Origin of the sequence: Methylobacterium sp. 77 (assembly GCF_000372825.1) — a bacterium.
Taxonomy (GTDB): domain Bacteria; phylum Pseudomonadota; class Alphaproteobacteria; order Rhizobiales; family Beijerinckiaceae; genus Methylobacterium.
In genome coordinates this window covers 3,259,678-3,272,499 of the sequence record NZ_KB910516.1, presented here as the reverse complement: position 1 = coordinate 3,272,499, position 12,822 = coordinate 3,259,678, and the positions used below count along the sequence as shown (strand labels likewise).

Genomic DNA, 12,822 nt, shown 5'->3' with positions numbered 1-12,822 from the left:
AGGTTGTGATGCGGCCTGCCGGTCAACCTGACGGGCGTGGCGGCTTCCGAGCTGGGCAACCGCGAAATTTGCTCTTGCCTACCGACCGAACGTGCCGCCCGTCGCCCTCGCCGGGGAAGACTTCCGTCCGGCCGTCACGCCGCTCTGCAACCGGAGGATGCCGCCCGCGATCTCCGGCGCCTCGCCGTGATCATGAAGCAAAAGGCCAATCAAATACGAGAAAAGCTATTAAGATCGATTAACCATATTGCATAATCTCTGAAAACCAAATGCTCGGCGCCGGCTTGATGTAGATATCTCGGCCCATCAAATCCCTTTTCGAAGGAGTCCAATCATGGCGCATTCGATCTACGTGAGGAAAATCGTCGAAGGCGATGAAAGCGCCTGGAAGACTCTCGCCCATGCCATCCACACTCGGACCGAGGCCGTCCTGCTCGCGCGGAGACTGGCGTCGTCCTACCCGGAATCGGGAGCGAATCCGTTCAAGCGGGTCTTCTGGTTTCGCGACCGGACCGGACTTCATGAGATCTGCGCGGCACCCGAGCGCTAGCTTCTCCTGAGCCACCTTTTTCCGGGGGAGCTTGAAACCGAAGGGGGGTGGCGGTATCGCCGGCCGGCAGGGGCACCAAGCTGCGGCTTCAGGGAGACCGACGCGCCATGACAGAGATCCGTCCGCGTCGAAGCGTTCTCGCCATGCCCGGCTCCAATCCACGGGTGATGGAAAAGGCGCGCGGCCTGCCCACCGACGTCGTGATGATCGACCTCGAGGACGGCGTCGCGCCCGACATGAAGGCGGAGGGACGGGAGGCCGTCGCCGCCACGGTGGCCGCCCGGCCCTATGGCCGGCGCGAGGTCGTCGTCCGCATCAACAGCCTCGACACGCCATGGGGCGAGGCCGATCTCGCCCGCATCGCGCCGGCCGGGCCGGATGCGATCGTGATCCCGAAAGTGTCCGGTCCCGACGCCCTCGTCTCGGTGGGCTCGCGCCTGCGCCGGCTCGGCGCGCCGGACCGTACCCGTGTTTGGGCGATGATCGAGACGCCGCTCGCGATCCTGCATATCGCCGAGATCGCCAGCGCCGCCCGCGACGTGGATACGCGCCTGTCGTGCCTCCTGGTCGGGCCGAACGACCTCGCCAAGACGAGCCGGGTCCGGCTCGGGGTACCCGGTCGTCCCGCGCTGATGCCCTGGCTGATGAACGTGGTCATGGCCGCCCGCGCCTACGACATCGACGTGATCGACGGCATTTACAATGCCTTCCGCGACGAGAGCGGCTTCCGGGCCGAGTGCGAACAGGGCCGCGACAGCGGCTTCGACGGGAAGATGCTGATCCACCCCAGCCAGATCGCCACCGCCAATGCGTTGTTCGGCCCCTCCGAGGCCGAGATCGAGGAAGCGCGGGCGATCATCGCCGTCTTCACCGAGCCCGAGAACCGTGCGCGTGGCGCCATCGGCTTTCGCGGCCGGATGATCGAGCGGCTCCACGCCGTGGAGGCCGCCCGGATCGTCGCGCTCGCCGATGCCATCGCGGCACGAGCGGCGTGAGCGGGGCCGTCCCAACCGATTCCCCCGGAATCGACGCGCCGAAGATCGACCTGCGCATCCGCGACCCGCGCCTGAAGGAATGGGGCTTTCCGCGCTGGGGGTCCTCGGCGGCGGCGGGGCTCGACCTGCATGCCTGCCTCGACGAGGCGCTGACCCTGGCGCCGCACTCGCCCGCGATCCTGATCCCGGCGGGGTTCAGCGTGCTGATCCGCGACCCGGATTGGTGCGGCCTCATCTTCCCGCGCTCCGGGCTCGGCCATCGCGACGGTTTGGTCCTCGGAAACAGCGTCGGCGTCATCGACGCGGACTACGAGGGACCGCTGATGATCTCGGTCTGGAACCGCAACGCGGATCCGGCCGCCACGATCCACATCCGCCCCGGCGACAGGATCGCGCAACTCGTCTTCACGCGGGTGACGAGGCCCGTCTTCACCATCGTGGATGCCCTCGATCCCGAGGAGCCGGAGCCGCGGGATGGTCGCGGGCAGGGCGGTTTCGGATCGACCGGCCGGCGCTGATCCGGTGTTCTGAGATGCGGGTCGCGGAGCCCCCGGCGCGAGACCGGCCGATCGAGGTCCCGCGCACAATTTCGCTTGATGACGTCCATGCCGGGCATGCGGGCGATGGAACTCGCGTGGATCGCGGGTTAGCCTGAGGCGCCCCGTCACCTTCCGGATCGTCCGGAAGCCCTTGCGGCGTTACGACGACCGGGAGAGACCGTGTCCTGATGCCCGCCACGCCCGCCGCCGTTTCCTCCGTGCCCGTTTCGTCCGAGCCCGCTTCCTCCGAGCAAGCCTGGGCCCTCATCGCCATCGTCTGCACCTCGGCGCCGGTCCATCGCGTCCTGAACCTGCGGGGCCTCGATTGCGCCATCCGGCTCGTCACCGGGGCGAAGGCCGCCGCGAGCGAGGAGATCTTTCAGCCGGCGGACCTCGTCATCGTGATGCATGATCCCGAGGGCGGGATCGACGGGCTCACGGTGGTCCGCAACCTGCGAAGTCGCGAGTGCCATGCCCGCACCGCCATTCTGGTCCTCGGCACGCCCGCCGCCCTGCGGCGCGCCTCGGTCGAGGCCGGTGCCACCGACGTGATGATCGAGCCCATCGATCCGCTCGACCTGCAGATCCGGGTCTGCAGCCTCATCGAACTCACCCTGGCGCGCCAGCTCCTCGACCGGCAATCCGATGCGATGAACCGCAATATCGATCGCGCCCGTACCGAGGCGGCCCTGCGGGAGCGTGAAATCATCCGTCGCCTGATGCTGGCGGCCGAGTTCCGGGACGATCAGGCGGGGGATCACCTGACGCGCGTCGCCGGCTGCGCCATCGCCATCGCCGAGGGGCTCGGCCTGTCGGAGGCCGATGCCAACGATATCGCGCTGGCCTCGACGATGCACGACATCGGCAAGATCAGTATTCCCGACAGCATCCTGATGAAGCCGGGGCCTCTGAGCGAGAGTGAGCGCGAGGAGATGAAGCAGCATGCGATCCGCGGCTACCGCATGCTCCACGACAGCCCGTCGCACCTGCTGCAGCTCGCCTCCGACATCGCCCTGACCCATCATGAGCGCTGGGACGGCGGCGGCTATCCCCAGGGGCTCGGCACGACGCAGATCCCTCTCGCGGGACGCATCGTCGCCGTCGCCGACGTGTTCGATGCCCTGATCTCGGAGCGGGTCTACAAGAAGGCCTGGACGCCCGAGGCCGCGCGCCGGCATCTCGAAGAGCATGCGGGCACCCATTTCGATCCGGCCTGCGTCGCCGCCTTCGTGTCCCGCTGGGACGACATCCTCGGGCTGGTCGAGAGCAACCGGCCCGAAACCGCCGCCGTTCCGGATGCCTGACCCCCCGGATGCCTGACCCCGCAGGGGATCAGGTGTCGGCGACGCCGGCCTCGTCCTGGGCCTGCAGGACGTCGGGCCGCGGCATCGAGATGATGTTGTAGCCGGAATCGACGAAATGGACTTCGCCGGTGACGCCGCCGGACAGGTCCGAGAGCAGGTAGACCGCCGAGCCGCCGACCTCTTCCAGCGTCACCGTGCGACGCAAGGGGGCGTGGGCGCGCTGATGGTTGAACATCAGGCGCGCATCGGCGATGCCCGCGCCGGCCAGGGTCCGCATCGGGCCCGCCGAGAGGGCGTTGACGCGGATTCCCTCCGGGCCGAGATCGCCGGCGAGATAGCGCACGGAGGCTTCGAGCGCCGCTTTCGCGACGCCCATGACGTTGTAGTTCGGCATGATCCGGGTCGAGCCGCCATAGGTCAGCGTCAGCATCGAGCCGCCCTTGCGCATGCGCTTGGCCGCGCGCTGCGCGATCTCGGTGAAGGAGAAGCACGAGATGACCATGGTCCGCGAGAAGTTCTCCCGGCTGGTCACATCGACGTAGCGGCCCTTGAGCTGCGCCTTGTCCGAGAAGCCGATGGCGTGGACCACGAAATCGATCCCGTCCGGGAAATGCCCGTCGAGAGCCTCGAACAAGGAATCCACGCTGGCGATGTCTTCCACATCGCAGGGGATGACGATGTCGGAGCCGAGGGAGGCTGCCAGCGGCTTGACGCGACGGCCCAGGGCTTCGCCCTGATAGGTGAAGGCGAGTTTCGCCCCATGGTCATGAAGGGCCTTGGCAATGCCCCAGGCGATGGAATGATCGTTGGCGACACCCAGGATCAGGCCACGCTTGCCTGCCATCAAACCCGTCATGCGTTTCCCCGCGTCCATCGCGCCGAAGTCCCGAGACGTCCGGCTGTTGTGAGGACGCTTAGCGCGGGCGTCGATGGACTGTCCAATCCGGTGTCGATGATGATGAGGATACCGAGGTCTCGCCGTCGCCCAAACGCGCCACGAGAGGCAGGTGATCAGAAGTAACCGCGCGTCTCGTCGAGGGCTGTATCGAACAACGCCTGCTTGGAGCGGATGCAGGCCACCGCCGCGATGCCGACGCTGCCGACGGCGATCAGAGAAATCATCATCACGACCATCGCGTCCTCGCCCGCCTCATCCATGAAACGCGAGGTTGAATCCGCGGTTCCGGACGAAGAGGCCGGAGGCATGCCGGTACGGCCGAAGTCGAGTTCCGCAGGCGCTGCGGTTCAGGCGTCGATATGCTTCAGCACGAGCGTGGAATTGGTGCCCCCGAAGCCGAACGAGTTCGACACGACATGGCCGAGCTGGACGTTGTCGCGGCGCTGGCGAAGGATCGGCATGTCGGCGAAGGCCGGATCGAGCTCGTCGATATGCGCGCTCTCGCAGATGAAGCCGTTCTGCATCATCAGCAGGGAATAGATCGCCTCATGCACCCCGGTCGCGCCGAGCGAATGCCCGGTCAGCGACTTGGTGCCCGAGATCGGCGGGCAATCGTCGCCACGTCCGAAGACCTCGCGGATCGCCTCGATCTCCTTGAGATCGCCCACCGGCGTCGCCGTGGCATGGGGGTTGATGTAGTCGATCCTGGCGCCCTTCAGGCCTTCCATGGCCTGGCGCATGCAGCGCACCGCGCCCTCGCCCGACGGCGCCACCATGTCGTGGCCGTCCGAGGTGGCGCCGTAGCCGGCGAGTTCACCGTAGATCCGCGCGCCGCGCGCCTTGGCGTGCTCCAATTCCTCGAGCACGAGGACGCCGGCGCCGCCCGCGATCACGAACCCGTCGCGATTGACGTCGTAGGCACGGGAGGCGCGGGCGGGGGTGTCGTTGTAGCGCGAGGACATGGCGCCCATCGCATCGAACAGGACCGACAGGGTCCAGTCGAGATCCTCGCAGCCGCCGGCGAAGATGATGTCCTGACGTCCGCCCTGGATCACTTCAGCGGCATTGCCGATGCAGTGATTGGACGTCGCGCAGGCGGACGAGATCGAATAGTTCACGCCCTTGATCTTGAAGAAGGTCGCGAGCGTCGCCGAGGCGGTCGAGCACATCGCCTTGGGCACGGCGAAGGGGCCGACGCGCTTGGGACCCTTCTCCCTGGCGATGTTGGCCGATTCGACGATCGCCTTCGTCGAGGGGCCGCCGGATCCCATGATGATCCCGGTGCGGTCGTTCGAGACGTCTCCCGCCTCGAGGCCGGCATCGCTGATGGCCTGATCCATGGCGATGTGGTTCCAGGCGGTGCCGCCGCCGTGGAACCGCATGGCACGCCGATCGACGACACCCTCGGGGTCGATGCTGGGACGACCCTCGACCTGGCTGCGGAAGCCGAGTTCGGCATAGGAGGCCGAACGGCTGATGCCCGACTTCGCCTCGCGCAGGGAGGCGAGGACTTCCTGGGTGTTGTTGCCGATGGACGAGACGATGCCCATCCCGGTGATCACGACACGCCGCATGGAAACGCTCTTCTCTTTCGCCGAAGCGCGATCGCGCCGACGCCTGTGAGGTAAGACGATGGCGAGGCAATCTCAACCACCGGAATGCCGGTAGCGTACAAAGATGCCTCAGGCGGCGGGGCTAGGCCGGTGCCTGGAACAGGGCGACCCTCAGATCCTTGGCGTCGTAGATCCTGGCGCCATCCGCCTCGAGCCAGCCATCGGCGATGCCGAGGACGAGTTTGCCCTGGCGCACGCGCTTGATGTCGATGCCGTAGACGACCTTCCGCACGGTCGGCAGCACCTGATCGCTGAACTTCACCTCGCCGACGCCGAGCGCCCGGCCGCGGCCCGGGGCTCCGAGCCATCCGAGATGGAAGCCCACGAGCTGCCAGAGCGCGTCAAGGCCGAGACAGCCGGGCATCACCGGATCGTTCTTGAAGTGGCAGCCGAAGAACCAGAGGTCCGGCCGCACGTCGAATTCCGCCAGGACATGGCCCTTGCCATAGGCGCCCCCCTCCGTCCCGATCGAGGTGATGCGATCGAACATCAGCATCGGGGGCAGGGGAAGCTGCGCGTTGCCGGCACCGAACAGCTCGCCACGGCCGCAGGCCAGCAACTCCTCGTGGGAATAGTGGGAGGCGCGGGGAACAGTCTGGTCTGAACCGGCGGTGGCGGGCGATTCGGAATCGGAAGACATGATCGGTGTGTCGGTCCTTGGTGGAGGGCGCACTCGAAACGCCGGACATCGCCCCCGGACACCGAAGCGACCGTGGCCATCGAGGTCCATGATCCGTTCGAGCTCGCGAGCGGCGCTTCGTTAACACAGGGCTTTGGCGCCTCAAAACACCTCTGTATCCCGCAAGCTCAATAGAACGATTTTAAACAAGCCTCATGTTCACAACGCACGGCCACCCGTCATCGAGCTTGGGTTGCGACGAGGGGGCAGGTTCGTATACAGTTATGCCTGTAATCTGCTCGCTCCGTGAGATGTCAGTACCGCCGATGTCCAACTTGCTGCCGCTGCAGGCCATGCTGAACGCACGTGGCACTCCGCTCGACTCCGCTTCGGTCGCGGGGCGCCGGGGGTGTCCCCTGTCCGACCTGCGTGACCGCCTGCGTCGCGCCGGTCTGCGGCCGACCCGTCAGCGGCTCTCGCTCGGCTGGCTGCTGTTCGGACGCGGCGACCGTCACCTGACGGCGGAAATGCTCTACGACGAGGCCATGCGCGCCAAGGTGCCGGTCTCGCTCGCCACCGTCTACAATACCCTGCACCAGTTCACCGAGGCTGGGCTCCTGCGCCAGCTGGCGCTCGATGGGTCGAAAGCCTATTTCGACACCAATCCGAGCGAGCATCACCACTTCTTCCTCGAGGACGAGGGACAGGTTCTGGACATGCCGGATTGCGGCATCACCGTCGATTCTCTCCCCGATGCGCCCGAGGGCATGGAAATCGCCGGCGTCGAGGTCATCGTCCGCCTCCGCCGCCGCCACGGCGCACGCGCATCCTGAGGCGCGCTTCCGCCATCTGATCGAGATCATACGAAAAAGGCCCGGTCGAACCGGGCCTTTTTCGTATGCGTGGATCCGCGATCCCCTCAGTCGATCTTCTCGTTGGGGTAGACGCCCCAGAGGCGGTCCTGGCGGATATAGCCGTCCACGTCGCCGCTCTTCTGCGGCAGCGCGACGACGACCCGGCACCAGCTTCCGGTGCAGCTCTTGACGCTGCCGATGACGCCGGCCTGGAGTTTCGCCTCCACCCCCGACCCGTCATCCGCCCGCGCATGCAGCGGGATCGCGGTATCGGCGCTCTTCGACGCCGTGACGATGGAGGTGCGCCGGCCCGACAGCAGCGAATGCAGGACCCAACCTTCGGTCCCCTCGGAATCGCGGATGCGCCGCCATGTCTCGAACTCGGCGACGATCTCGATGGGCAGCCCCGCCCGCTGGAACACCCAGAGCGTCCGGTGGTCCTTCGACGGGCCCTCGCGCAGGTTGACCCGGTCTGTCTTGAGGCTGGCATAGCGCGGCAGCGGCAGGCCGGTCGCCGGGCCGAGGCCCGTATCCGGGCCGCCTTTCGGTGCCGGCGCCGCGAGACCAGCCGACGAGATCGCCGCGAGAGACGCGGCGGCCAGGAGGCATGCCGGGAGGCCTTTGAAGAACGGAAGAGCAGGCAGGCGCGTCATCGGTCTTCCCAGAGGTTCGCGATCGTCGGTGTCCCACGATCGTCGTCGTGCATCCTCGTCTTCGCGGCTCTCGCGCACGATGCTTCAGGCGCATCGCGCGCGGGGCACGTTGTGTTCCGTGCCCTCTCTGGTAGAGAGGCCTCGGGAACCGGCAGCCAAGGCGTCGGAGCTATGGGACCTGTCTGGCCGATGCGTGGTTAATACCAGGTCAAGCCCCGGCATGAACCCGGCCTCCCGGCCGCGTTCGACGCGAGCCGGGCGAACCATCGGAACCGTGCGCGGGCGGCGACCGGCGCATCAGAAACGTTCGCGGGAGGGTGCATGTCGTCGTTGAAGCGCAAGCCACTCGTTGTGGTCACGCGTCGCCTGCCCGAGGTGGTCGAGGCACGCATGCGCGAGCTGTTCGATATCCGCCTCAACCCCGACGACAAGCCGATGAGCAGCGAGGCGCTGGCCGCCGCCTTGCGTGAGGCCGACGTACTGGTTCCCACCGTCACCGACAGGATCGATTCCGGGCTCCTCGCCCAGGCGGGTCCGAACCTGCGTCTGATCGCGAATTTCGGAAACGGCGTCGACCATATCGACGTGGCGGTCGCGCTCGAGCGCGGCATCACCGTCACCAACACCCCCGGCGTCCTCACCGAGGACACGGCCGACATGACCATGGCGCTGATCCTCGCCGTGGCCCGCCGCCTGGCCGAGGGCGCGCGGATCATTCCGGACGACAATTGGGACGAGGGCTGGTCCCCGACCTGGATGCTCGGCCGCCGCATCACCGGCAAGCGCCTCGGCATCGTCGGCATGGGCCGGATCGGACAGGCTCTGGCGCGTCGCGCCAAGGCGTTCGGTCTGCAGATCCACTACCACAACCGGCGCAAGGTGCCGGCGCAGATCGAGCGCGAGCTCGACGCGACCTATTGGGAATCCCTCGACCAGATGCTGGCGCGGGTGGATATCGTCTCGGTCAATTGCCCGCACACGCCGGCGACCTACCACCTGCTCTCGGCCCGCCGCCTCAAGCTTCTCAAGCCGGAAGCGATCGTCGTGAACACCGCTCGCGGTGAAGTGATCGACGAGACGGCTCTCGCGCGCCTGATCGAGGCGGGCGAGATCTCCGCGGCCGGCCTCGACGTGTTCGAGCAGGAACCGGCCGTGAGTCCGCGTCTCGTCAAGCTGGCGCGGTCGGGCAAGATCGTCCTGCTGCCGCATATGGGATCGGCGACGCACGAGAGCCGGACGGATATGGGCGAGAAGGTCATCATCAACATCAAGACCTTCATGGACGGACACCGGCCGCCGGATCGGATCCTGCCTAGCATGCTCTGAAATCCCGGCGTTTCGGCCGTCGGTTCGGCTCCGGGGCATGACCCTGGGCCAAGTCCGCAGGTCCGTCCGCGCATGGGTTCCCGCGTGGCTTGCAGGATTCTTGCATATTTCCCGTCGATTTTTCCCGTCCTCTGTGCACTTGCGTACCGAGGCCGTAGGAACGGCGCCATGTCCGATACGTTGACCGGCGCCGATATCTCGTCGATCGAGCGTCGCGCAGCGGGTAGAGTAGGAGCATCATGGCCGCGGAGACCCAGTCGACCGAGGCAAGCAGCGAGACCGTGATCCCCTGCGACGATTTTCGTCGCTTCGCGGATTTCGTCCCCCTGATGATGTGGCGCTCCGATACCGAGGGGAGCGCGGTTCATCACAATGAGTGCTGGCTCGACTTTACCGGCCGGACCCGCGAGGACGAACTCGGTCACGGCTGGCGGCGGGGGCTCCATCCGGACGATTTCGAGCGGCATGCGGCCCTAGTCGAGGAATCCTTTTCCTCCCGTATTCCCTATTCCATCGAGTTCCGCCTGCGCCGCCACGACGGCGCCTATCGCTGGTTGCTCAACAACGCTCGTCCCCTGACGGAGAACGGCGCGTTTCAGGGCTATCTCGGATCCTGCTTCGACATCACCGACCGCAAGCGCGCCGAGGAGCATGCCGAGCATGCCCTCGTGGAAAAGGAGGCCCTCCTCGCCGAGGTCTACCACCGCGTGCGCAACAACCTCCAGGTGATGGTCAGCCTGATCGGGCTCTACGGTCGGGCCGCGCCACCCGCCTGCCGCGGCAGTTTCGAGGCGCTCGGCCAGCGGGTCCGGGCGATCGCCCTCGTCCAGCAGCATCTGCACGAGGCGCCGCACATCGCCTCCATCGATCTGCGCGACTATCTCCACCGGCTGGCATCGGGGCTCGGCCAGCTGCGCCGGGTCGGCCGTATCGGCGTCGTGGTCGGCGGCAGCGGCACCAGCCTCGTCGAGCCGCGGACCGCCAATGCCCTCGGCATGATCGTCGCCGAAGTCGTGGCCGAATGCCTCGACGCCACGGCGGATTCGGTGTCGTGCACGATCGCGATCACCATCGACGCGAAGGCCGGCGCCCCGGTTCGCCTCACCATCGTGTCGGGCGGCGACCAGACCGGGGTCGACGTCCAGGACGTGCCCAATCTCGGTCCCCGCCTGGTCGCGGCCTATGCCGCACAGGCCGAGATCGCCGTTCGCGGCACCGGCACGCATTCCTCCCCGATGGAATTGCAGCTTCCAGAAGTCCTGGTGCACCCGTCGGAATAGAAGAGCGGCCCTCGGTGTGGGGTCGCTTGTCGGTGGTGCGCCCCCTATATCGACGGGATGACGTGTGCCGCCGCCGCGCGCGTCATCGACGTTCGCAGGCGTTTGGCCTGCCATCATGAGTTCAGCCCGCCATCATGCTTCCGCCCATTGAGACGATCATCGACAATTTCGGCATCCTCGACGAGGGGCCGGACCGGTACGAGTATCTGATCGAGCTCGGCCGCGCCCTGCCGGCTTTTCCCGATGAGTTGCTGACCGAGGAGAACCGGGTCCACGGCTGTGAAAGTCAGGTCTGGGTGGATTCCCACATCGACAGCTCGCAGGAGCCGCCGCGCCTGCATTTGCGGGGGACCAGCGATTCCTTCATAACCAAGGGGCTGATCGCCCTGGTGATGGCCTTGCACGACGGGAAGACGCCGAAGGATATCGCGGATGTCGACGTCTTCCAGGTCTTCAAGCAGATCGGTCTCGGTTCTCACCTGACCTCGAAGCGGTCGAACGGTGTCCGCGCCATGGCCGAGCGCATCCATCGCGACGCGGTCCGTCTGACCGCCTGAACCGGAACGCCGGTCTCAGGCCCGCTCGCGCCACTGGCGCAGGCGGGCATGGCTCGGTCCGACGGCTTCGCGCTCCAGGCCGTAATGCTCCGCCAGCCTTGCCAGGGCGATGCGGATGACGACTTTGGCCGAGCGCGCCGGCCAGCGACGCTCCGCCTCGATCCGCTCCAGGCCTTTGAGAAATCCGCACAGGTCGATCAGCAGGCCGGACAGGTCGCTGCCGACCGCGCCGAGGGCGGCGCGCACGCGCTGCCGGGCCGCCAGCATGGCGTCGGACCCGGCCGACGGATCGCGCGGGCCGCCGCCATCGACCTTGACCCCGCTCCAGTCCGACCCCATCCGCGGCATCAGGGCCCCCATCGTCATGTCACGCCGCAGCCGCTCGCCCGCCTCGAAACAGGCGGCGTCGATCAGGGGCGTCCCATCGCGGTCGCGGCGGCGCGCCATCCAGGCGAGCGGACTTTCGGAAGCGTCGCGCACAGGACGGGTCGGCTCGCCATCGCCGACGAGGTCGAGATGCTGGGCGAGGTAGGGCGTGTCGCGACCGGCCCGGTCGCGCCGCAGGCGCGCACGGCCTGCTGCGCTGATGGTGAGCCGGGCACGGCGCCCGGCCGCCTGTTCGGCGAGATCGCAGGCGATGAGCGTCTGCCCGGCTTGCGCGACGTAGCGGCCGCAACTCACCGAGATGCCGGAGCCGCCGCTCCGTACGATGATCTCGTCCTCCGCCAGAGGGTCGGGCAGCGCATAGGCGCCCTCCTCGGCGAGGGCCGCGAGAAGCCTGGCGGCATCGCGACCGAGTTCCGCCGGAACACGCGCCGGCTTCTGTTGCCGTCTTGTGCCGCGAGCGGTGGCGATCCGAGTTATGTTCATGATATGTTCCATGATGCATCGTCGCGGCAAACGCCGCAGCACCGTGGATAATAAAGGAAATAAATCCTAACGCAAGCCCCGCTAGCCGTCTGTCGCGACGATGCGGCTCTCATCGGACCGGAGGAAGTGCAAAGGCCGGGCGACGGAATTACCCATGCGCCCGGCCCGGAAGCCTTACGCGGCTTCGTCGTACGTGCCGTTGCGGGTCTGGCCGAGGCCGATGGCCTTGGCGAGGTCCGAACGTGCCTTGGCGTAGTTCGGGGCGACCATCGGGTAGTCGGACGGGAGGCCCCACTTCGCGCGGTACTGTTCCGGGCTCATGTCGTATTTCGCCCGCAGGTGGCGCTTCAGCGATTTGAACACGCGCCCGTCTTCGAGGCAGATGATGTGGTCGGCGGTCACCGACTTCTTCACGGGAACTGCCGGCTGCTGCGGGGCGGACGCGACCTTGGTCTCGGCCTCTCCATTCGCGACCTGGGTCAGCGAGGAATGGACCCGGGTAATGAGCTGCGCGAGCTCGCCGACAGGAACGGGATTGTTGCTCACATAGGCCGAGACGATGTCGACCGTCAGTTCCACGAAGTCTGCCGAATTCTCAATGTCGCTCATTGTCCCAACGGTTCCCTTTAGTACGGTATGGGTCTCGATATGCTCAGAACGCGGGCAAGAAGCCAACTACGTGCTGGTAACCACGGCTGTAATCCGCGGCGTCGCGTCGTCGCCCAAGAGTGCTCTACGATGATGGAGTGCTCTACGATGAAGGG

General features: G+C 66.8%; 14 protein-coding genes. 8 read left to right on the top strand and 6 right to left on the bottom strand.

Annotation, left to right across the window (positions count from 1 at the left end; genetic code table 11):
• The first annotated feature begins 334 nt into the window (after window positions 1–334).
• The 4 genes from A3OK_RS0115535 (at window position 335) to A3OK_RS0115520 (ending at window position 3,388) form a co-directional block, all read left to right on the top strand.
• On the top strand, window positions 335–550 hold the full coding sequence (locus A3OK_RS0115535) for a hypothetical protein (protein ID WP_019905814.1): 216 nt from the start codon (window positions 335–337) through the stop codon (window positions 548–550).
• A 107-nt stretch (window positions 551–657) separates the two neighbouring features.
• Window positions 658–1,545, top strand: a complete 888-nt coding sequence (locus A3OK_RS0115530; RefSeq protein ID WP_026597307.1) for a CoA ester lyase — start codon at window positions 658–660, stop codon at window positions 1,543–1,545.
• 29 nt (window positions 1,546–1,574) lie between these two features.
• Complete coding sequence (dut, locus tag A3OK_RS0115525; protein ID WP_026597306.1) at window positions 1,575–2,063, top strand: dUTP diphosphatase; 489 nt, start codon at window positions 1,575–1,577, stop codon at window positions 2,061–2,063.
• 209 nt (window positions 2,064–2,272) lie between these two features.
• On the top strand, window positions 2,273–3,388 hold the full coding sequence (locus A3OK_RS0115520) for an HD domain-containing phosphohydrolase (RefSeq protein WP_019905811.1): 1,116 nt from the start codon (window positions 2,273–2,275) through the stop codon (window positions 3,386–3,388).
• A 28-nt stretch (window positions 3,389–3,416) separates the two neighbouring features.
• On the opposite strand, the gene fabI is transcribed toward A3OK_RS0115520, so the two are convergent.
• From fabI to fabA, 3 genes are all read right to left on the bottom strand, one after another.
• Window positions 3,417–4,244, bottom strand: coding sequence for an enoyl-ACP reductase FabI (gene fabI / locus A3OK_RS0115515; protein WP_019905810.1), 828 nt, complete (start codon window positions 4,242–4,244; stop codon window positions 3,417–3,419).
• A 389-nt stretch (window positions 4,245–4,633) separates the two neighbouring features.
• Window positions 4,634–5,860, bottom strand: coding sequence for a beta-ketoacyl-ACP synthase I (gene fabB, locus A3OK_RS0115505; RefSeq protein ID WP_019905808.1), 1,227 nt, complete (start codon window positions 5,858–5,860; stop codon window positions 4,634–4,636).
• 121 nt (window positions 5,861–5,981) lie between these two features.
• A complete protein-coding gene (fabA, locus tag A3OK_RS0115500; protein WP_019905807.1) occupies window positions 5,982–6,539 on the bottom strand; it encodes a 3-hydroxyacyl-[acyl-carrier-protein] dehydratase FabA in 558 nt (185 codons plus the stop codon).
• A 305-nt stretch (window positions 6,540–6,844) separates the two neighbouring features.
• Here fabA and irr point away from each other — a divergent pair, with 305 nt between their 5' ends.
• Window positions 6,845–7,351 carry a Fur family transcriptional regulator Irr gene (gene irr, locus A3OK_RS0115495; RefSeq protein ID WP_019905806.1) on the top strand — a complete coding sequence of 169 codons (507 nt, stop codon included), beginning with the start codon at window positions 6,845–6,847 and terminating at the stop codon, window positions 7,349–7,351.
• Window positions 7,352–7,437: 86 nt separating this feature from the next.
• Here the strand turns inward: irr and A3OK_RS0115490 are convergent, their stop codons facing one another.
• Window positions 7,438–8,025 (bottom strand): SH3 domain-containing protein, encoded by a 588-nt coding sequence (locus A3OK_RS0115490; protein ID WP_019905805.1) that lies wholly within the window; start codon window positions 8,023–8,025, stop codon window positions 7,438–7,440.
• Window positions 8,026–8,346: 321 nt separating this feature from the next.
• Here A3OK_RS0115490 and A3OK_RS0115485 point away from each other — a divergent pair, with 321 nt between their 5' ends.
• From A3OK_RS0115485 to A3OK_RS0115475, 3 genes are all read left to right on the top strand, one after another.
• Entirely contained in the window at window positions 8,347–9,351 is a 1,005-nt protein-coding gene (locus tag A3OK_RS0115485) for a D-glycerate dehydrogenase (protein ID WP_019905804.1), read from the top strand.
• 239 nt (window positions 9,352–9,590) lie between these two features.
• Window positions 9,591–10,631: a PAS domain S-box protein gene (locus A3OK_RS0115480; protein WP_019905803.1), complete on the top strand. Its 1,041-nt coding sequence runs from the start codon at window positions 9,591–9,593 to the stop codon at window positions 10,629–10,631.
• 134 nt (window positions 10,632–10,765) lie between these two features.
• Window positions 10,766–11,188, top strand: coding sequence for a SufE family protein (locus A3OK_RS0115475; RefSeq protein ID WP_019905802.1), 423 nt, complete (start codon window positions 10,766–10,768; stop codon window positions 11,186–11,188).
• 15 nt (window positions 11,189–11,203) lie between these two features.
• Here the strand turns inward: A3OK_RS0115475 and A3OK_RS0115470 are convergent, their stop codons facing one another.
• On the bottom strand, window positions 11,204–12,058 hold the full coding sequence (locus A3OK_RS0115470; protein WP_036302963.1) for a DUF6456 domain-containing protein: 855 nt from the start codon (window positions 12,056–12,058) through the stop codon (window positions 11,204–11,206).
• A 174-nt stretch (window positions 12,059–12,232) separates the two neighbouring features.
• On the bottom strand, window positions 12,233–12,667 hold the full coding sequence (locus A3OK_RS0115465; protein WP_019905800.1) for a MucR family transcriptional regulator: 435 nt from the start codon (window positions 12,665–12,667) through the stop codon (window positions 12,233–12,235).
• Between the last annotated feature and the right edge of the window lie 155 nt (window positions 12,668–12,822).

What these genes read in the sequence shown, in the direction of transcription:
- fabB (WP_019905808.1), bottom strand. Translation starts at nt 5,860, where the DNA reads ATGCGGCGTGTCGTGATCACCGGGATGGGCATCGTCTCGTCCATCGGC.
- A3OK_RS0115465 (WP_019905800.1), bottom strand. Translation starts at nt 12,667, where the DNA reads ATGAGCGACATTGAGAATTCGGCAGACTTCGTGGAACTGACGGTCGAC.
- A3OK_RS0115475 (WP_019905802.1), top strand. Translation starts at nt 10,766, where the DNA reads ATGCTTCCGCCCATTGAGACGATCATCGACAATTTCGGCATCCTCGAC.
- A3OK_RS0115470 (WP_036302963.1), bottom strand. Translation starts at nt 12,058, where the DNA reads ATGAACATAACTCGGATCGCCACCGCTCGCGGCACAAGACGGCAACAG.
- A3OK_RS0115520 (WP_019905811.1), top strand. Translation starts at nt 2,273, where the DNA reads ATGCCCGCCACGCCCGCCGCCGTTTCCTCCGTGCCCGTTTCGTCCGAG.
- A3OK_RS0115535 (WP_019905814.1), top strand. Translation starts at nt 335, where the DNA reads ATGGCGCATTCGATCTACGTGAGGAAAATCGTCGAAGGCGATGAAAGC.
- A3OK_RS0115480 (WP_019905803.1), top strand. Translation starts at nt 9,591, where the DNA reads ATGGCCGCGGAGACCCAGTCGACCGAGGCAAGCAGCGAGACCGTGATC.
- A3OK_RS0115530 (WP_026597307.1), top strand. Translation starts at nt 658, where the DNA reads ATGACAGAGATCCGTCCGCGTCGAAGCGTTCTCGCCATGCCCGGCTCC.
- fabI (WP_019905810.1), bottom strand. Translation starts at nt 4,244, where the DNA reads ATGACGGGTTTGATGGCAGGCAAGCGTGGCCTGATCCTGGGTGTCGCC.
- fabA (WP_019905807.1), bottom strand. Translation starts at nt 6,539, where the DNA reads ATGTCTTCCGATTCCGAATCGCCCGCCACCGCCGGTTCAGACCAGACT.
- A3OK_RS0115490 (WP_019905805.1), bottom strand. Translation starts at nt 8,025, where the DNA reads ATGACGCGCCTGCCTGCTCTTCCGTTCTTCAAAGGCCTCCCGGCATGC.
- irr (WP_019905806.1), top strand. Translation starts at nt 6,845, where the DNA reads ATGTCCAACTTGCTGCCGCTGCAGGCCATGCTGAACGCACGTGGCACT.
- A3OK_RS0115485 (WP_019905804.1), top strand. Translation starts at nt 8,347, where the DNA reads ATGTCGTCGTTGAAGCGCAAGCCACTCGTTGTGGTCACGCGTCGCCTG.